Here is an 18603-nt window from a genome sequence, read left to right on the forward strand (position 1 = left end):
CGCGCCACCACCTCGCCCGCGGCCGGTGCTGCCGGCCGAGCCGGTCCCCGCAGCCGCCCGGCGCGGGCGGCCCGAGCGCGGCGGGGATGGTCCGGGTGGGCCACCCGCCTGGCCCGGGCGGGCGACCCCGGCGGCGGGGCCGGGGCGGTCGAGGAGTCCCGGGCCGCCGCGTCCCGCCGCGTCCCGCCGCGGGCCGGGCCGACGGTGGCGCCGCCCGGTCCACGCCTGCGACCTCCTGTTTCCCCGTCTCCCGTGCCCCGGTCGCCCCGGTCTCGGCGCCACCGCACCGGATGCGGGCAACATGTGTCCTTCTGTGTTCCGTCGCTAGCGTGGGGAACCGCCGTGAGCGACGGTTGTTCTGCGGCGCGCCTTCCACCACCCGACGGCCGATCTGGGCCTATGGTCAGGCGCACCGGAACGCCGCTTTATGGGGAGAGTCGCGGATGACCGTATCGCTCGAGGATGCCCGTCGGATCATCGCCGCCGGGGAAAGGTATGCGATTCACCTCGGTCAACCGGTTAACATCGCCGTCGTCGACTACGCGGGCATTCTGGTGGCCCATGTCCGGATGGACAACGCCCGCCTGCAGACCGCCGACATCTCGGTCGACCGGGCGTGCGCGGCGCGAGCCTCGGCCGCGCCGGCCCGCCTGGTGAACCACACCGGGGGCGAAGGTGGTTCCGCCGGGGCCGGGGCCGATGGGTACGGCGGCTGGGAACGCCCGCCGGCCGAGCCCGGAGCGGGCCTGACCGGCGCGTTGCCGTTGCGGCGGGACGGGATGATCGTCGGCGCCGTCGGGGTCAGCGGCGGCCCCGCGCCGCTGGACGAGGCCATCGCCCGAGCCGCCGCCGCCGCGTTCTGACCCTTGCGCAGGGCGCGTGCCGGCGCCCCGCCTCGGACGCCCCCACGCCTAAGGACGCCCCACGCCTAAGGACGCTCTCTGCGCTAAGGACGCCCCTGCCATCAAGGACGCCCCGTACCCTTAGGGCGCCCCACGCCCCTGGGCGGCCACTCCCCACCGATCCGGTCCTGGCCTGGCCCGCATCCCGGGTGGCGTCCGCGGTGCCTCAGGCATCCGGGTCGGGCGCCGACGCCTCCACATGACCGAGGGGCCGTCCGGGCGCCACCTCATCCCGCACGAGTCGCTTGACGGCGGACGGCTCGGGAAAGCCCTGCTCCCGCCGGTCCCAGAGCACCCGGTCGCCGAGCCGGACGACGAACACCCCGCCCGTCCCGGGCACCAGGCAGACCTCGGCCAGATCACCCTCGAACGTGGTGAGCAGTTCCTGGGCGAGCCAGGCCGCCCGCGGCAGCCAGCGGCAGCGGGTGCAGTACTCGATCTTCAGGGTCGGTTTCGCCGCGGCCATCGCTCCATCCTGCCCGTCCGCCCTGCCCATCCGTCGTCTCGACCGGCCGTCGTCTCGACCGGCCGTCGCAGCGGTCCGGTCCGACCCGCGGCCCGCGTGGTCCTCGGTATCCGACGTGGGTCGGTGGGCTGGCCGCGTGCCGGCCATGTGGCCTGGGTGGGACGGCGGGCGGATGGCGGGCAAGCGACGCGGCCTTCCGCCTAAACCCGCACAATCCAGCTCTGGCGAATCTCACAAAATCAACGGAATGGCATCGGAGCATGTGGTCCTGCGCCAAGGTTGGTGGAGTGAGCAGCGTCACGGTCCCGGCCGCTGGCCGGCGCCGACCGCGGGGCGGGCCGCGGCGTCGACCGCGGGCCCGCCGCGTCCTCGTCGGCCTGCTGGGTCTGGTGGTCGCGCTGGGCGCGGTCGGCTGCCGGGTGTCCCACGACGAGAAGCCGGCGGCGCCGGGCTGCGCTGAACCGGGCGTCACCCCGGACTCCGTGCGCGTCGGGCTGCTCTATCCGGACACCGGCAACGCGGCGTCGCTGTTCGCGCCGTTCCGGGCCGGTGTCGACGCGCGGTTCGGGGTCGCCGGCGAGGCCGGCGGCGTGGGCGGTCGCCAGATCCGTTACACCTGGCGCGACGACGCCTCGAACCCGGCGGGCAACGAGGCCGGTGCCCGCGCGCTGATCCAGACCGACCGGGTCTTCGGCATCATCGAGTCGACCTCGGTGGCCAGCGGTTCCGCGGCCTACCTGCACGGCGCGCGGGTGCCGGTGACGGGCACGTCGCTGGAGGCTGCCTGGACGCAGAACGACAACATGTTCAGCTACTCCAACATGATCTCGGACGGGCCGTCCGTCACCACCTGGGGCGCGTTCGTGGCCGAGCGCGGCGGGCGCAAAGCGATCATCGCGCAGTCGGCGTTCTCGGCGACATCGGTGACGATGGCTGACAAGCTGGCGCTGAGCCTGCAGGCGGCAGGGGTCCGGGTGGTCGATCGGGTCGATGCGACCGGCCCGATCGACATCCCCGGCGTCGGGGAGAAGGTGCGGGCCAGCGGCGCGGACGTCCTGGTCGGCGCGGTGACCGGCGCAGCCTTCGGCCAGGTGGTCGTCGGCGCCCGCGCCGTGCGCGCGAACCTGCGCGTGATCCTGTCGCCCGTCAGCTACGACCAGCGCCTGCTGAGGATCTTCGGCCCGGTGCTCGCCGGCGTCTACACGTTCGTCGACTACCAGCCGTTCGAGGTGGGCACGCCCGCGCACCGGCGCTTCCTCGCTGCCATGCTCAAGTACGCCCCGCAGGTGTCGCCGCCGGCCCAGCAGGCCGCCCTGTCCGGCTGGATCTCGGCCGACATGTTCCTGCGGGGCCTCGCCGTGGCCGGGCCGTGCCCGAGCCGGGAGGCGTTCATCCGGGGGCTGCGCGGGCTGAAGGGCTACGACGCCGACGGTCTGCTGCCCGCGCCGGTCGATTTCTCCTCACATTTCGGGCAGATCAACCGCTGCTATACCTTTCTTCAGGTCGCCGCGGACGCGCAGCATTTCGAGCTCGTGACGCCGGCGCCCCGCTGCGGCGACGAGATCGGCCAGTAGGGGCCGGCACCGCCGGGGAGTCGTCGCCGCCCGCCGGCCGCGGCGCCCCCGCTCTTCGCGGGCCGTCCGCGCACGTCCGCGGCCTGGCGTCGGCGGGCCCGGCGGTCGGACCGACGCCTCGCGCAGGGGTGTGAGCGGCTCCGCCCCGCCGAGCTGCCCGTGTTGCAGACGGTCGGACTAGCATCGCTGGGGCGACGGAAAAACATTGCAGTTTCGTGGGCCGGTCCACGATCGTCGCCGGTCGTCCCGGTCCGCCGCCCGAGCTTCCGGATGACCTGTACCAGGAGATGCCAGTGAGTTCAACGCCCGTCAACGTCACCGTCACCGGCGCCGCCGGTCAGATCGGCTACGCGCTGCTGTTCCGCATCGCGTCGGGCCAGTTGCTGGGCGCGGACACGCCGGTGAAGCTGCGGCTGCTGGAGATCCCGCAGGCCGTCCGGGCGGCGGAGGGCACCGCCCTCGAACTCGAGGACAGCGCGTTCCCGCTGCTGGCCGGGGTGGACGTGTTCGACGACGCCAAGCGGGCGTTCGAGGGCACCAACGTCGCCCTGCTCGTCGGCGCCCGCCCGCGGACCAAGGGGATGGAGCGCGGCGACCTGCTGTCCGCCAACGGCGGCATCTTCAAGCCGCAGGGCGAGGCGATCAACAGCGGCGCGGCGGAGGACATCAGGGTCCTGGTCGTCGGCAACCCGGCGAACACGAACGCGCTCATCGCCCAGACGCACGCGCCGGACGTGCCCGCCGAGCGGTTCACCGCCATGACCCGCCTCGACCACAATCGGGCGATCGCGCAGCTGGCGAAGAAGCTCGGCGTTCCCAGCGCCGAGATCCGCAAGATCACCATCTGGGGCAACCACTCTGCCACCCAGTACCCGGACATCTTCCACGCCCAGGTGGGCGGGCGCAGCGGCGCCGAGGCCGTCGGCGACCAGAAGTGGATCGCCGAGGAGTTCATCCCGCGGGTGGCCAAGCGTGGCGCCGAGATCATCGAGGTCCGCGGCGCCTCGTCGGCCGCCTCGGCCGCCTCGGCCGCCATCGACCACGTCTACACCTGGGTCAACGGCACCCCCGAGGGCGACTGGACCTCCGCGGCGATCCCGTCCGACGGCTCCTACGGCGTGCCCGAGGGGCTCATCTCCTCGTTCCCGGTCACCGCCTCCGGCGGGAAGTTCGAGATCGTGCAGGGCCTGGAGCTCGACGCCTTCTCCCGGGAGAAGATCGACGCCTCAGTGCGTGAGCTCGCCGAGGAGCGCGAGGCCGTCCGCGCGCTCGGCCTTATCTGAGCTCTCCAGAGCTGAGCTCTCCAGAGCGCAGCGCCCCATCCGCGGTGCGCGCGGACGGCAACCGACCGTCCGCGCGCGCCGCCGGTGAAGATCCGCCCCGGACCTGTCGCGGACGTGACGCATCCGATCGATGCCGCCGCCCCCCGGATTAGAATGATCGCGGGAAACGCACCGGCCGGCGGAGGCCTGTCGGCGCCTGCCGCATCTTGGAACCGGTTCGGGGGGACTCGTGACGCAGCGGCTGAGCGAGGTTGAGATCAAGGCGCTCGCCCGCGCGTTCTACACGCGGGCGAAGGCGACGCGGCTGTTGGAACGCGCCGGCCTCGCGCGCGATCTGATGCCGGCGTTCATCGGCTCGCCGTACGAGGCCTGGTCCGAGATCGCGGCGCAGCTCGAGGACGGTCTGCTCGTCAACGGCAGGGCGCGCGTCCTCGCCGCCGCGGCGGTTGCGTTCCCGGGCAGTGAAGTCTTCGGGGGCGACCATGGGCTCTCTTCTCCCCTCGGCCTCGACTCGCCCCTCGACTTCGTCCCGGCCGAGCGGGGGCGCAAGCGGCCGCCCGCCGGCATGCCGGAGCACGTCAGCCTGTTCTTCATCGACGCCCGCCGCTACAGCGGGCGCAGCCTGCTTGGCCAGGTCGGCTGGCGGGCGGCGCTGCGGGAGATCGTGGCGGCGGCCGTCGAGGGGCTGCGGCTGCCGGCGGAGTCGATCCGACTGCTCCAGGACCACGGCGACGGTTTCCTCGGCGCCGTGGCCGGTTCGGTCGCCAAGGTGTACCTCGCCAGCGATTTCGTCCGCGAGCTGCAGATCGCCCAGCGCGCCTACAACGACGGGCGCGACCCCGACAGCCGGCTGCGGCTGCGGATGTCGCTGCACCACGGCGACGTGATCGTCGATGGAACCGGTGCCCCGGGCGACGCTGTGGTGGTCGCCGCCCGGCTGATCGAGGCCCCCCAGGTGCGCGGCCTGCTGGAGCGCTATCCGGACGCCGACCTCGTCCTCGCGCTGTCCCCGGAGTATTTCCGGAACACCGCCGCCGAGCGGCTGCGTGATCTCGACCCGGCGAAGTTCCGCGAGATCGACGTGTCGGTCGGCGACAAGTACGCCGGCACCGCCTGGGTGACGCTGCCCGGTCACGAGGCGAATCCCCCCCTCGACGAGGACCCCGCCGATCCACAGCCCGTGGACGCGCCGGCCGGCGCCCGGCCGGCCGACGGCATGCCGTTCGGCACCGCCGCGGCGCCGGCGTCGAAGGGCACCAGGGCCATGGGGCGGCTGGCCGCGGACGAGGTGCGCAGGCGGATCGAGGATTTCCAGCGCGGCCGGAAACACTCGGCCTCGCCGCCGCCGTTTCCCGGCCGCCGCGCCTGACCCGCTGACCGTCTGACCCGCTGACCGTCTGGCATCGCGCCTGGTCAGCGGCGCGGTGTGCGTGCGCTGTCCACCTGGCCCTCGGTCGGTGCCCGCTGTCACGGGGTGCCCGCGTTCACCGCGCCGCCGGACGCCGCCGCGAGCAGCTGGCCCAGGCCGCGGCCGTAGCTCGTGCTTCCGTCGAAGCGGCTCCACTCCGCCAGCGCCGTCATCATGGTTCGCAGTTCCGTCGTGGACGCCTCGCCGGTCCGGGCCCGCTCGATCAGGCTGTGCACCCGGGCGGTCCAGGTGAGGGCGTCGTCGCCCGCGGCCCGCGCCCGGCGCGCCGCCTCGTCTATGCGGGCTCGGCGCAGGATCGGACGGCCGGTGGCGGTCGGCGCCTCGGCGAGCCGGAGCAGCCCGGCGGCGCGCCCGGCGTCGGAGTTGATGCGGCCGTAGGCGGCCAGCGAGCGTCGCCACAGCTCCTCGGCGCGGTCCAGGTAGGCCGGGCGGGCCGAGGGGATTGGCGAGCCGTCCGGCCCGCGACCGAGGGTCTGCGCCCCGCCGTCGGGAAAGCCGGCCCAGTCGCCCCGCACCAGGGCCGCGTGCGCCAGCGTCGCGTCGTCCGCGCCGCCCGCCGTCTCCACCTCGTCCAGCGCGACTCCGGCCTCGGCCGCCCGATCCAGCCGGAACAGCAGGTCCGCGCGCAGGATCCGGGCGTACGCGCTGGCCTGCCTGACGGGCAGCTCGGCCAGCCGGGCGACGAACGCGTCGGCCATCGTGAGCGCGTCCACCGCAGCCAGAGCCGCGCCCTCGACGCCCGAAACGGCGCTCGCCCCGGTTTCCACCGGGCGCACGGCGGCGACCAGGCCCGAGGGCCCAGGGGACGTTGCCGCGGCGGTCCCCCGCGGCGGCGCCGTCCCGTCCGGCGCGGCGCCCCTGACCGGCGCGGCGCCCCTGACCGGCGCGGCGCCCCTGACCGGCAGGGCGGCCGGGTCCGCCGGCATGAGCGGCTCGCGGGAGATGGTCGGCCCGCTCCGGGCGGTCCTCTCGCTTGGGGCGGGTGTCTGGGGCGGGGTGGGCGGGTCCGCCGGCATGGAGGGATCGGTCGTGGCGGAGACGTCGGCAGGGCTGGGCGTGTCAGGTGGGGTGGTCGTGCCGGAGGGGACGGTCGGATCGGTTGGCGCGATCCGCTCCGGGGCTCTGTCTGCGCTCGTGAGTGCCTCGGCGTTCGACGTGAGCGGGGCATCCGGTCGGACCGCGGTGGCCATGGGAATCGTGACGTCCTGGGGGATCGTGGCGTCCTGGGGGATCGCGTCGGTCGGGGAGTTCGGGGGCGCGGCGGCCCCCGGCGTGGGGGCCGGGCGCGCCGTGGATGACCTGCCGCTGGTCGAGCCCCAGCCCAGCGCGGCGGGGAGGAAGCCGCCGGCGCGGGAACGCGCCCGCGGTCCCGTCCGGTGCAGTCCGTGGGAGGCGGCCGCGTGCCGGACGAGCCCCGCCGCACCCGTCCAGCCGAGGACCATGGGCAGGGTGTTGAGCCAGGGCGCGGCGTCCGCGGCGGTGCCGCCGGCGGAGGGGGGACCGGCGGCACCGCGTCTGGTGGCGGCTGCGGGGGCGCTGACACGGCCGTCCCCGGCAGCCGCGGACCGGTGCCTGATGGCGGTCGTGGGCGAATGGCCGGTGCCGGGCTCTCGCCCGGTGCCGGGCTTTCGGGGGGCGCCTGGGTCTCGGGGGGTGCCTGGCTCTTGGACGGTGGCGGGTGGGCGGGCGGTACCGCGTGTCTCGGCGGCGTCGGGGTTCCCCGCGTCGGAGCCGGGCGGGAGCGGCGCACCGGCGAGCAGTCGGGCGCGGGCCATCCGGATAGCGGGGATCACCTCGGCTGCGAGCACGCAGATGACCGCCGTGGTCGGCGCGAGCAGGTCGTGCCGCTGTCGGACGATCGCCTGTGCCGTCCAGGCGGTCAGCGGGCTGCTGGCAGGGGGGCCAGACGGCGCCGGGTCGCCGGTGCGGGACGGGGGCGCGGGCCGGACGGCGGTGGCCGGCGCTGGCCGGACGAGGCCCGCGTCGTCCGGGGACCAGTTCCGGTCGAGGGCGAGCGCCGCGAGATAGAGCGCCTCGTGCACTGCCACGTGGTCGGGGTCGGCGGGGTCGTGCTCGCTCTGGCGCAGCTCGCGCAGGGCGCCCTTGGGCCGGCCGGCGGCGACGGCTGTCGCGGCGCGGACGAGGTGGCGCTCGGCCGGGGGCGGGAAGGGGTACCGCACGGGCACCCCGGCGGGCTCGACGCGATGTTGCTCGTGCAGCAGGAGCGCGATGAGGAGCCTTGCTGAGGAAAGCGGCATCGGTGCGGTGTTCCTTCACGGACGACACGGAACCGGATCCGGTTCGGACTGTTCGGACCCGCCGGAAAATGCCGGCGGAGCCATGACAGTACCTAGCATTCCGGCGCCGGGAAACGGCGCTTGACGATTCCGTGACGGCTCAGTTGTGGCATCGAATGTATCTCGCGGAAATGGTCGTTGGTGTCGCAATAATGCATACGGAATCAAGTAGAGAAATAATTTCGCTTCGCCCTTTCAGTGGCCCCGGGTAATGCGGGCCCCGCGTGCGACCGGCGAGCCATGCTTCCCGGCTCCGCCTGCCGGTCGCCGACCGTCAGACGAGGTCGCCGGGAACGGCCTCGTACCGGCGGGCGAGCTCGGCGATGAGCGGCGTCGACCCGGCGAAGCGGTGGTCGTCGACGGCGGCCACGGCGGCGATCCCGCGGGAGTTCGTCACGAACGCCGCCTCGAAGCGGGCGAGGTCCGCCAGCCGCACCGGCGCCCGCGAGCTAGCCGGCGACCGCTCCAGCAGGGCCATCGTCACGCCGTGCAGGGCCGGCGCGTCCGGCCAGACGACCGCGTCCCCGGCGAGGAAGCCGATGTTGGTCGTCGCGCCCTCCGCGATGACGCCGCCCGGCCCGGTGAGCAGGGCGTCGTCGAAGCCGCGCCGGCGGGCGAGCCGGCCGTACTGGAGCTGACCGAAGGTTCCCAGGTGCTTGAGGTGCGGGAACGGCCGCGAGTACGGCACGGACATGAGCCGCTGCGGGGCCGCCGGCGGCTCGGCGGGCGCCCCGACCGCGACGATGAGCCGCGTCGGCCCGCCCTCCGGGGGGCCGGTGACGACGACCCGCACGGTGGCGTCGCGGGTCGAGGCGGCCAGCGCCGCCCGGACGCGGGCGCGCACCAGCTCGCCGTCGAGCGGCTCGCCGTAGAGCTCGCGGTTCGCCGCGTCGAGACGCTGCAGATGCAGGCCGAGGCCGCGGGTCCGGCCGTCACGGACCTGCATGACCGTGAAATGGCCGTGGGGAAGCAGGGCCAGCGGATGCGGGTCGTCGAGGGGCACGGGACGCCCGTCGATCTCGACGCGCAGGAACGCCGGGCTGGCCACCCCGGTCACGATAGCCACCCGGCGTAGGGTGCCCGATCGGGCGCCCCGGGCGACGGATGCCCCCGGGGGGTTCGCTAGCGTGCTCGTGCGGCGCCCGTCGCCTGGCGGGCCGCCCGTCAACGAATGGAGTGGCCATGTCCGACCTCGCCGTCGACCCCACGGCCGACCCGGCCAAGATCGTCAGCGGCCTGTCCGCCCTGTCGGAGCGGGAGATCTCCGATCTGCTGGGGGGCCCGGCCGGACAGGGCGTCCTCGACGAGATCTTCCGCCAGATGCGCGACACGTTCCGCCCCGAGCAGGCGCAGGGCGAGAACGCGCTGGTCCGCTTCGCGCTCACCGGCGGCCCGGGCGGCAGCACCCGCACCTACGAGCTGCGCATCGTCGACGGCACCTGCGCGCTCGCGACCGAGCCGACCGCCGGCTCCGGCGCGGCGCCCGCCGACCGTGCGCTGACCATCACCACCGACCGGGTCCGCTTCGTCCGGGTGCTCACCGGCCAGGCCAGCGGCGCCAAGCTGTTCCTCACCCGGAAAATCAAGATTGACGGCGACCTGAAGTTCGGCGGCAAGGTGATGTCCTGGTTCGGGATCAAGCAGGACGACTGAGCCGTCCCGCGGCAGCGCCGCCCGACTCACGACGACGCGCTGGCGTGTACTGCACGTATCACTGTCGGTCGACGACGGTGGCGGATGGTGAGGCGCCGCGGCGGGCCTGTGGTTCTGGTCGGGTGGTTCCGGTCGGGTGGTTCTGGTCGGGTGGTTCCGGGAGGGTGAATGGTGCGGCTGGTGCTCGACGGCCGGGCGTACGACCTGCCCGCCGGGACCGACGCGGCCGCGCTTCGCCGCCGTGCCGAGGAGGTGATGAGCGGCCGGGCCGGCAACGTCGGGCTCGACCGGATCACCCTCGCGGACGGCGACGTCCTGGCGGTGAACTGGCGCGCGGTGGGCACGGTCCGCGTCGTCGAGGCGGGCTCGCAGGACGACGCCTGACCGGCGGCTGATCGCACGGACCCGGTGGGGTGCCGGGTCAGAGGGCGAACTCGGCCGGCTCCAGCCCGAGGGCGAGCGCCGCCTCCCGCACGACGGCCCGCTCGCTGGCCACGAACTCACCGTCGACCAGGCCGATGACCTGCCCGATCCGCACGACGGCGGCGGCCTGCGCCACCCGGCCGCGCACCTTGGTGATCTCGGCCAGCGCCGCGCGGCGGCCGGCCGCGAAGTCCGTGGTCAGCCGGTCGAGGTGTGCCTCGAACAGCCGCACGGTGTCCTGCTCGGGGAACTGGGACAGCACCGGGTCGGTGGCGGCGAAGCCGCGCAGCCCTTCCCGCTCGGTCGGGTCGATGTGCCCGTCGGCGGCCGTGACCAGCGCGCACATCGCCACCGCCGCGTCCCGGAAGGCCAGCGTCCGCAGCTCCTCGCGGCGGGCGAACAGCTGGGCCCGCAGCGAGGCCAGCGACGGCAGCCGCCGGTTGCCCCCGGCCGGGTCCAGCCCGCGCCACAGCGGCCAGCCCTCGGCCAGCCAGCGGCGCACGACCTCGGCCATCGACAGCGGGCGCAGCCGCGTCGCGAGCAGGACGTCGATGTTCACCGGGACGAGCGTGTGCTCCCCCCAGCGGGACGGGGTCGGGATGCCGGCCGGCCAGACCCCGGCGAACAGCACACTGAGCACATGGTCCGTCGAGGACTCGGGGGAACGGCCGGTGATGGAGCCGTCATGCTCGACCGCGCCGACGAACTGCCGGGAGACGACCCGCGGCCCGGCGAGCCGCCCCACCTGCCGTTCGAGCGCGTCGTCGGTGCTCTCGCCGCTGGCCACCGGGCCGCCGGGCAGCACGTGCCAGACGTCGTCCGGCGGTCGCGCCAGCAGCACCCGGTCGTCGATCCGCAGCAGCAGCCGGACATCGAGCCGAACAGCGGCCTGCACTGGCATACCGACTCCACTCCCGAAGACGCACGGCACAAGGTGGGTCACCTGCTGACGCATCATCCCCCAGACGGCCCGAAGACCAGACCCGGCGGCTCGGCTGCGTCACCTCGGTAGGCGAGGTGCCCGGCTAGGGTGGCCCATCGGTGCCGGCCCGTCCGCGACGAGGACGGCCGATCGGGCCCCGGCCGTCTCGATCGTCTCGGCGCCCGGGGTCGCAGTTCCGCCGCCGAAGGCCCGCCGGTAGGCCCGCGGGCTCGTCCCGACCAGCCGGCGGAACTGCTCCCGGAACGCGGCCGGCGAGCCGAATCCGACCTGCGCGGCGATGACCTCCACCGGGTGGCAGGTGGTCTCCAGTAGGATCTGCGCCCGGCGCAGCCGGGAGCGCTGCAACCAGGCCACCGGCGTCAACCCCGTCTGCTCCCGGAAGCGGCGGTTGAGCGTGCGGGTGCTGACCATGGCGTGCGCCGCGATGTCGGCGAGGGTGAGCTCGCGGTGGGCGTTCGCCGTCAGCCAGTGCAGCAGCGGTTCCAGCTCCGTGCCGTCGGGCGGCGGCTGCTCGCGAGCGATGAACTGCGCCTGCCCGCCGTCGCGTTGGAGCGGCATGACGGACATCCGGGCGGTCTCGGCGGCGACGGCCGTGCCGTGGTCGCGGCGCACCATGTGCAGGCACAGGTCCATTCCGGCGGCGGCGCCGGCCGAGGTCAGGACCTGGCCGTTGTCGATGAACAGGACGTTCGGGTCGACGTCGACGGCGGGATGGCGCCGCGCGAGCTCCGCCGCGGCGACCCAGTGGGTGGTGGCGCGCAGCCCGTCGAGCAGACCCGTCGCTGCGAGCACGAAGGCGCCGGCGCAGATGGAGGCGAGTCGCGCCCCGCCCGCCGCGGCGGCCCGCAGCGCGGCGAGCACCGCGGCGTCCGGCTCCGTCGCGGGGTTGTCGCAGCCCGGCACGATGACGGTGTCCGCCGCGGCCAGCGCGTCGAGCCGCCAGGGGACGCGCAGAGCGAACGCGCCGGCCGTCACCTCCGCGCGCACGGCGCAGATCCGCACCTCGTAGGCCGGGCGGCCGTCCGCCAGGCGGGTGCGGCCGAAGATGTCCAGCGGCGTCGCGAGGTCGGAGGGGACGACGTCGTCCATCGCGAGGACGGCCACCACGTGCATACCGGCCAACCTAACCTCGCCCGCGGCGCCCGTTCGCCCGCTTTCGGCCTGCCGGCGGGAGCCCGCGGTGGCTCGAAGGGGGTCGTCCCGGCCCGGTCGTCGCGTGTCCCGGTCCGGCTCGTCGCGGGGCCAGGCGCGATGGCGGGGGTCCGGGCGGGAGCCCGATGGTGGGGCGCGCTTCTTTTCCGTCGCCATACGGGCGTTTTGCAGGCATTTGCGCTATTTGTGCTGGTCCGACGCTCGGGGGGCGCGGGCGGGCGGGTCCGCGGCCGCCGGCACCGGCGGGGGTTGGCGAGAAGACGGCGATACCTGGCAATCCTGTCAGCGTGCCGGCGTCCCGCGGGTCGTAGCGTCGACGTCGTACCGTCCGTTCCTTCCCCTGGCTCCGCGATGTCCGCGGCTCGGCGATCCCCGCGGCTTGGTGATCTCCGTGGCTTCGCGGCCGGGCGGTGCCCGTTCCGGCGAGGTGTGTTGCGTGAACCGCTTGCTGTGCTCCCGGCCGCCGCGGCCGGCGCCCGAGGCGTCCCGCGAGGCGAAACCGTGACCAAGTTCCTGCTCAGCGTGCACGTCCTGGCCGCGATCATCGCGATCGGGCCGGTCACCGTGGCGGCGAGCATGTTCCCGTCGGCCGCCCGCGCGGCGTTGGCCCGGCCGGGTGACGAGCACTCCGCCGGGATCGCGCGGGTGCTGTACCGGATCTGCGGGATCTACTCCGCGCTCGGCCTGCTCGTGGTCGTGTTCGGGTTCTTCACCGCGCAGAGCCTCGACGTGCTCGGTCAGACCTGGCTCATCGCCGCGATCGCGCTGACCGGCCTCGCCGCGCTCGTGCTCGCCTTCGCGATCCTGCCCGCGCAGCGCAACCTCATCGATGAGATCACCGCCGCCGCGGCCGCCCACGTCGCCGGCAGCGACGCCGCCGAGGCGCCGCCCGGGGCGCCCGCCGCCGGGGCCGTCTCGGCCATGGACCTGCCGACCGCCGACATGCCGACCACGAGCCTGCCGGCCGCGCGCGTGGCGGCGGCCCTCGAGAGCGGATCCGCGGCGAACGGCAACGGCTTCGCGCTTGCCCGCACCAAGCGCCTCGCGATGACCGCCGGCATCTTCAACCTGCTCTGGGCCACCGTCACCGTCCTGATGATCCTTCGCCCCGGCTCGACCACCAGCGTCTGACCGGCGCTCGCCGATCCCGCCCGGTAACCGCGGATCCGGTGATCAGTCGCCGCGCGGCCGCGCCCGATGGGATGATTCGATCCTCGGTGAGGTGGCGGCGACGGAGCGGGAGGACCCCGGATGGGGGAGGCGCTGGACACGGTCAAGCGGGCACTGGACGCCTTCGACGCCGGTGACGAGGCCGCGGTCCGCTCGCTGCTCGACGACAACCTCGTCGTCGAGGCCCCGGGCGGGGTGCGCCTCGAGGGGCGCGACGCCGCCGCCGGGTACAGCGCCGAGTTCCTCGCCGCCTTCGGCGACGCGGACGTCGACACGCACATCCTCGCCGAGCAGGGCGAGCTCGTCGTCGAGGAGTACACCCTCACCGCCACGCACACCGGCGTCCTGCGCGACGCCGACGGCACCGAGCACCCCCCGACCGGGCGGCGCGTCACCCTGCGGGTCGTCGAGGTCTACCGCGTCCAGCACGGCCTGATCACCGAGAACCGCCTCTACTTCGACCAGACCCTGCTGACCCGCCAGCTCGACGCCGCCGGCTGAGCCCGGCGTCCGCCGCCCCACCCGCGCGCCCGCGCCGCGCGGCGAGCGGGTGGGCCGGATCATCCGCCGGATCGGCGGGTCGATGTTCGGAGGCTGATCCGCCCGGACATACTGCCTGCGGAACTCGGGCAGATCGGACGGGCCCGGGACGCGGCGGAGGGCGGAACATGCGGTTCGACGACGAGTCGGTGGATGCCTCCGAGCTGGAGGATCAGCGCGGGGGCGGGGGGCTCGGCCGGGGGCTCGCGGTCGGCGGCGGCGGGGCCGGCATCCTCGGGGTGGTCATCTACCTGCTCGTCGCGGTCCTCGGCGGCGGCGGGTCGGACTCGGCCGGGGCGCCGCTGTCGCAGCCCGGCGGCAGCGAGTCCGGCGACGTCGCCCAGCGCTGCAACACCGCCGGGGCGATCGACCAGTACGACGACTGCTTCGTCCTCAAGGCGTTCAACGAGATCAACGAGGTGTGGGGCGCCCAGTTCGCCCGCAGCGGCCAGACCTACACCAAGCCGCGGCTGGTCTACTTCTCCCAGGCGGTGCGCACCGGCTGCGGCACGGCGTCGTCGCAGGTCGGGCCGTTCTACTGCCCGCCGGACCGCAAGGTGTACATCGACCTGGGCTTCCTCGACCAGCTCCAGCGCAACTTCGGCGCCCAGGGCCGCTACGCGCAGGCGTACATCGTCGCCCACGAGGTCGGCCACCACCTCCAGACGCTCACCGGCACCGAGGCGCGGGTCCGCCGGGCCCAGCAGGCCGACCCCTCCCAGGAGAACCCGCTCAGCGTCCAGCTCGAACTGCAGGCCGACTGCTACGCCGGGGTGTGGAGCACGCTGGCGAACAACGCCGGCAACGTCACCATCGGCGAGGCCGACCTCGACGAGGCCCTCGGTGCCGCCCAGGCCGTCGGCGACGACCGCATCCAGGCCCAGGCCGGCCAGGTCAACCCGGAGACGTGGACCCACGGCTCCGCCCAGCAGCGCAAGGACTCCTTCCTCACCGGCTACCGTGGCGCCACCCTGGCCTCCTGCGGCACCGTCCCCCACGCCTGACCTTGCAACCGGCCGGCCCTCGGCGCCCCGATCCCGATTCCGACCTGGACCTCGACCTGGACCTGGACCTCGACCTGCGGCGGCTCAGCTTGTTCTCAGCCGCGGATGGGAGGGTGAACGGCGGGTGCGGGCCGGCGGACCGCCGCCGGCCCGTGGCGAGGAGGGATCGGCGGCCATGCGGGTGCTGGTGGTCGAGGACGACGCCCGGCTGGCGGAGGTGCTGCACGCCGGGCTGACCGCGGAGGGGTTCGACGTCGACGTCGCCCGCGACGGCGAGGACGGGCTCTGGCAGGCCCGGGAGGGCGCGCACGATGCCGTCGTCCTCGACATCCTGCTGCCGAGGCTCAGCGGCTACCGGGTGGTGGCCGCGCTGCGCGCGGCCGAGATCTGGACGCCGGTGCTCATGCTCACGGCCAAGGACGGCGAGTTCGACGAGGTCGACGGCCTGGACGCCGGGGCCGACGACTACCTGCGCAAACCGTTCTCGTTCGCGGTACTGGTCGCGCGGCTGCGGGCGCTCGGCCGGCGCGGCGCGACCCCGCGGCCGCGGATGCTCGGCCACGGCGCGCTCACCCTCGACCCCGAATCGGGCGAGTGCACGCTGCACGGCGAGCCCGTCGTGCTGCAACCGCGGGAACGGGCGCTGCTGGAGGTGCTGCTGCGCCACCGCGACCGCGTCGTCGCCAAGGACCGGCTGCTGCACGCCGTGTGGGGCCTCGACGCCACCGGGGACGCCAACGTCGTCGAGGTGTACGTCTCGGCGCTGCGCCGCAAGATCGGCGTCACCCGCATCGCCACCGTGCGGGGCCTCGGCTACCGGCTGGTGAATCCGGATGGCTGACCCTGCCCCCGGCCCCCGCCACCGATGGCCACGTCGTCTCCGGCTCCGGCCGGGTCTCCCGCTCCGGCCGGGTCGACGCCTCCGCCTCGGCCTCCGGCATCGGCCGCGGGTGCGGGTGCGGGCGTTGCGGGTGCGGTTGACGGCGGCAGTGACGGTGCTGGTCGGCGCGGCGCTGGTGCTGGCATCCGTCCTGCTCGTGCACAGCATGTCCCGGACGCTGCTCGGCCGGGCCGAGACGGCCGCGCGGGCCGAGGTCGACCGGGCCGCCGACGCGCTCGCCCACGGCCGCCCCCTCGACGACCGGCGCACCGTTCCCGCCGAATACATCACCGTGATCCAGGTGCTCGACCCGGCTGGCCGGCTGGTTGCCCAGCTCCCGCCGCCGGTCGCGGACCCCGTTGCCCCGGCGGAGCGGGCTCGCGCCGGTGCCACCCGGCCAGGCGCCGTGCCCGGCCCGGGGGCCACAGGCCCGGGTGGCCCGGGTGGCGAGGCCGGCCTGCCTTCGCGGGAGCACCCGGCGAAGAACCTGGTGGTGGCGTCGCGGACGGTGCGCACCCCGGACGGGCCCCGCACTGTTCGCGCGGTCTCCCGGCTTGGCCAGGTCACCGCGAGCGTCCACGTGGTGCAACGCGCCCTGCTCGTCGCCACCCCGCTGCTGACGGTCCTGGTCGGTGCGCTGACCTGGTTCGCCGTCGACCGGGCGCTGCGGCCGATCGAGTCGGTCCGCCGCCGCGCCGAGGCGATCAGCCATTCCACCCTCGGCGAGCGGCTGCCCCACGCCCGCACCGGCGACGAGGTCGAGCGCCTCACCGCCACCCTCAACGCGATGCTCGACCGGCTCGATGCCGGCGCCCGCCGCCAGCGCCAGTTCGTCTCCGACGCCTCCCACGAGCTGCGTACCCCGCTGGCCGCGATGCGCGCCGAGCTGGAGATCTCCCTCGCGCACCGGGGGGACGCCGAGTGGCGGCCCGCCGCCACCCGGCTGCTAGACGACCATCGCCGCCTCGACCGGCTCACCGGCGACCTGCTCCTGCTCGCCCGCGTCGACGACGCCCCGGCGCCGACGGCCCGTGGCGCGCCCGTGGACCTGGCCGTGGTGGTCGCCGGCGAGCTGCCGGCGGTGACCCGCGCCCGGCCCACCGTCGACCTTGCGCCGGTGTTCACGACCGGTGTCGAGGCCGACCTCGTCCGCCTGGTCCGTAACCTCCTCGACAACGCCGACCGGCATGCCGCGACCACGGTCGCCGTCCGACTCCGGCACGTCGGCGGTGGCAGCGGGCCGCCACCCCGGATCGGGCCACCGCAGGGATGGGCCGTGCTCACCGTCGACGACGACGGGCCGGGCATCCCGGCCGCCGACCGGGAGCGGGTGTTCGACCGGTTCGTCCGCCTCGACGACGGCCGGAACCGCGACAGCGGCGGCTCCGGCCTGGGCCTCGCGATCGTCCGCGGCGTCGCTCACCGTCACGGCGGCACCGTCACGGCCACCGCCTCCCCCCTCGGCGGCGCCCGCTTCGAGGTTCGCCTCCCCCTGGCATAGGGCGCGTGCCGGTAGTGATCTGTTGGCCGGTATTGCTCACGTGGCGGGCGCCGATCCGGTGGGTGGGGGTTCAAGTGGATAGGACGTCGCGACCAGCGAGATCCGTCTGTTCCGCCTGTGGCCGGAGCGTCAACAGCGATTCCGGGAAGTATGAACCGGTCCGCAACGTCGGAATCACGAGATCGGAGACCGGCGAGTCGCTGGATGATCGCACTTCATGCACCACGTTCGTGGGCTCCACGGGGGGTCGTCTCGGTGTTCGGTACACCCACCGGCAGCCGTATCCCTCCTAGCTCTATGTGATCGGATGTGCGCGAAATCGAGCCGAGGTTTAAGCGCGATTTCTCGGCGGCCAAGGCCTAAAAACCGTAACTAAACCTCGGCGCGATCTGGCCGCGATCTGGCCGGGACCCGGATTGGCGGGGGCAGGCGGCTGTGGCTGTGGCTGTGCGGCGCCGGCAGGGCTGATCAGCGACTACCTAGTGTCACAGCGGCGATTAGGAATCACTCGTCGAGAGGGCTGGCGGGATACGCACTGGACAGCGGACTCAGCGCCTGCTCAGCTCGGCTCAGGTGGACTGCAGGCTCATCCCGGATCGTCGGCCCGGTCGCCGACGCACGGCGGAGGACTCCCTCCGGTGCGTCGAGTCCCGCCGCACCGGAGGTGAACCGTCATGGCCACCGCTGACCGCAAACCCGCCTGGCTCACTCGGGCCACGACCCGACCTCCCTGGGCCGTCTCGCCCGAGCGGGCCGTCTCACCCGAGCGGGCCGTCTCACCCGAGCGGGCCGTCGCGCCCCTCCCGCAGGTGTCACCGGCCGCGGCGCCGGAGCGGACCCCGCCCATGCGGGTGGTGGTGAGGCTGTTCGTCGTGCCGTTTGTGCTAATCCTGTTCGTGCTCACCGGGTGCGGCGGGGGTGACTCGACGGACTCGGCGGGGGCGGGGCCCGTGGGTGTGGCTGGGTCGCCGTCGGGGGATCCGATGCTCGCCTATGCCGGCTGCATGCGGGAGCACGGCGTGGCGATGCCCGACCCCCAGGCGGGCGACCCGGCGTCGCTCTACCAGGGCGTGGACACGTCGTCGGCGGCGTTCACCGGCGCCGACAAGGCGTGCGCCGGGCTGCTCGCCGGCGTGGTGGCGGAACGCAAGCCCACCGATCCCGGCGCCCAGCGGGAACTGAACGACAAGCTGCAGGCCATCGCCGCCTGCCTGCGCGAGCACGGGATCGCCGTCGCGGACCCGGTGCCGGGGCAGTCCGGCGGGCTGTTCGGCGGGAAGCTCGACCGCAACGATCCGGCCGTCAGCGCCGCCCTGCAGGCCTGCCAGCAGCCGGGCGGTGGCGCGTCCGGGGCGCCCGCCGCGAATCCGGGCGGCCAGGGGTGAG

Annotated in this window: 17 protein-coding genes; 12 read left to right on the plus strand and 5 right to left on the minus strand. The window is 74.5% G+C overall.

Translation table 11 applies throughout. From position 1 onward, the window contains the following. Window positions 1-443 precede the first annotated feature (443 nt). Window positions 444-863 (plus strand): heme-binding protein, encoded by a 420-nt coding sequence (locus FRAQA3DRAFT_RS28315; protein WP_009742487.1) that lies wholly within the window; start codon window positions 444-446, stop codon window positions 861-863. A gap of 205 nt (window positions 864-1068) precedes the next feature. Here FRAQA3DRAFT_RS28315 and FRAQA3DRAFT_RS28320 read toward each other — a convergent pair whose 3' ends face one another. Continuing rightward, entirely contained in the window at window positions 1069-1368 is a 300-nt protein-coding gene (locus FRAQA3DRAFT_RS28320; RefSeq protein WP_009742488.1) for a SelT/SelW/SelH family protein, read from the minus strand. Between the two features lie 287 nt (window positions 1369-1655). On the opposite strand from FRAQA3DRAFT_RS28320, the gene FRAQA3DRAFT_RS28325 reads away from it, so the two are divergent. From FRAQA3DRAFT_RS28325 to FRAQA3DRAFT_RS28335, 3 genes are all read left to right on the plus strand, one after another. Further along, window positions 1656-2942, plus strand: a complete 1287-nt coding sequence (locus FRAQA3DRAFT_RS28325) for an ABC transporter substrate-binding protein (RefSeq protein ID WP_232291799.1) — start codon at window positions 1656-1658, stop codon at window positions 2940-2942. 293 nt (window positions 2943-3235) lie between these two features. Continuing rightward, the gene (locus FRAQA3DRAFT_RS28330; RefSeq protein ID WP_009742490.1) at window positions 3236-4225 is read left to right on the plus strand and encodes a malate dehydrogenase; all 990 of its coding nucleotides are present in this window, start codon (window positions 3236-3238) and stop codon (window positions 4223-4225) included. A 229-nt stretch (window positions 4226-4454) separates the two neighbouring features. Beyond that, complete coding sequence (locus FRAQA3DRAFT_RS28335; protein ID WP_009742491.1) at window positions 4455-5594, plus strand: effector-associated domain EAD1-containing protein; 1140 nt, start codon at window positions 4455-4457, stop codon at window positions 5592-5594. 98 nt (window positions 5595-5692) lie between these two features. Here FRAQA3DRAFT_RS28335 and FRAQA3DRAFT_RS28340 read toward each other — a convergent pair whose 3' ends face one another. Beyond that, window positions 5693-7912, minus strand: a complete 2220-nt coding sequence (locus FRAQA3DRAFT_RS28340) for a hypothetical protein (protein WP_009742492.1) — start codon at window positions 7910-7912, stop codon at window positions 5693-5695. Window positions 7913-8225: 313 nt separating this feature from the next. Further along, window positions 8226-9008, minus strand: coding sequence for an aminotransferase class IV (locus tag FRAQA3DRAFT_RS28345; protein ID WP_009742493.1), 783 nt, complete (start codon window positions 9006-9008; stop codon window positions 8226-8228). Window positions 9009-9133: 125 nt separating this feature from the next. Between FRAQA3DRAFT_RS28345 and FRAQA3DRAFT_RS28350 the strand changes: the two genes are divergently transcribed. Then, the gene (locus FRAQA3DRAFT_RS28350; protein ID WP_009742494.1) at window positions 9134-9604 is read left to right on the plus strand and encodes an SCP2 sterol-binding domain-containing protein; all 471 of its coding nucleotides are present in this window, start codon (window positions 9134-9136) and stop codon (window positions 9602-9604) included. Between the two features lie 168 nt (window positions 9605-9772). Then, window positions 9773-9988 carry a hypothetical protein gene (locus tag FRAQA3DRAFT_RS28355; protein ID WP_009742495.1) on the plus strand — a complete coding sequence of 72 codons (216 nt, stop codon included), beginning with the start codon at window positions 9773-9775 and terminating at the stop codon, window positions 9986-9988. Window positions 9989-10025: 37 nt separating this feature from the next. On the opposite strand, the gene FRAQA3DRAFT_RS28360 is transcribed toward FRAQA3DRAFT_RS28355, so the two are convergent. Both FRAQA3DRAFT_RS28360 and FRAQA3DRAFT_RS28365 read right to left on the minus strand, forming a co-directional pair. Then, the gene (locus FRAQA3DRAFT_RS28360) at window positions 10026-10928 is read right to left on the minus strand and encodes a TerB family tellurite resistance protein (RefSeq protein ID WP_009742496.1); all 903 of its coding nucleotides are present in this window, start codon (window positions 10926-10928) and stop codon (window positions 10026-10028) included. Window positions 10929-11027: 99 nt separating this feature from the next. Then, window positions 11028-12083: a GlxA family transcriptional regulator gene (locus tag FRAQA3DRAFT_RS28365; protein WP_009742497.1), complete on the minus strand. Its 1056-nt coding sequence runs from the start codon at window positions 12081-12083 to the stop codon at window positions 11028-11030. Between the two features lie 540 nt (window positions 12084-12623). Between FRAQA3DRAFT_RS28365 and FRAQA3DRAFT_RS28370 the strand changes: the two genes are divergently transcribed. The 6 genes from FRAQA3DRAFT_RS28370 (at window position 12624) to FRAQA3DRAFT_RS31880 (ending at window position 18602) form a co-directional block, all read left to right on the plus strand. Continuing rightward, entirely contained in the window at window positions 12624-13253 is a 630-nt protein-coding gene (locus FRAQA3DRAFT_RS28370) for a hypothetical protein (protein ID WP_009742498.1), read from the plus strand. A gap of 120 nt (window positions 13254-13373) precedes the next feature. After that, entirely contained in the window at window positions 13374-13793 is a 420-nt protein-coding gene (locus FRAQA3DRAFT_RS28375) for an ester cyclase (protein WP_009742499.1), read from the plus strand. Between the two features lie 167 nt (window positions 13794-13960). Continuing rightward, window positions 13961-14836 carry a neutral zinc metallopeptidase gene (locus FRAQA3DRAFT_RS28380; RefSeq protein ID WP_009742500.1) on the plus strand — a complete coding sequence of 292 codons (876 nt, stop codon included), beginning with the start codon at window positions 13961-13963 and terminating at the stop codon, window positions 14834-14836. A 175-nt stretch (window positions 14837-15011) separates the two neighbouring features. Further along, window positions 15012-15677 carry a response regulator transcription factor gene (locus FRAQA3DRAFT_RS28385; protein WP_009742501.1) on the plus strand — a complete coding sequence of 222 codons (666 nt, stop codon included), beginning with the start codon at window positions 15012-15014 and terminating at the stop codon, window positions 15675-15677. 130 nt (window positions 15678-15807) lie between these two features. Then, window positions 15808-17217, plus strand: a complete 1410-nt coding sequence (locus FRAQA3DRAFT_RS28390) for a cell wall metabolism sensor histidine kinase WalK (protein WP_157468784.1) — start codon at window positions 15808-15810, stop codon at window positions 17215-17217. Between the two features lie 674 nt (window positions 17218-17891). Further along, window positions 17892-18602, plus strand: coding sequence for a hypothetical protein (locus FRAQA3DRAFT_RS31880; RefSeq protein ID WP_009742503.1), 711 nt, complete (start codon window positions 17892-17894; stop codon window positions 18600-18602). Window position 18603 lies beyond the last annotated feature (1 nt).

The organism is Frankia sp. QA3 (assembly GCF_000262465.1).
GTDB lineage: Bacteria > Actinomycetota > Actinomycetes > Frankiales > Frankiaceae > Frankia.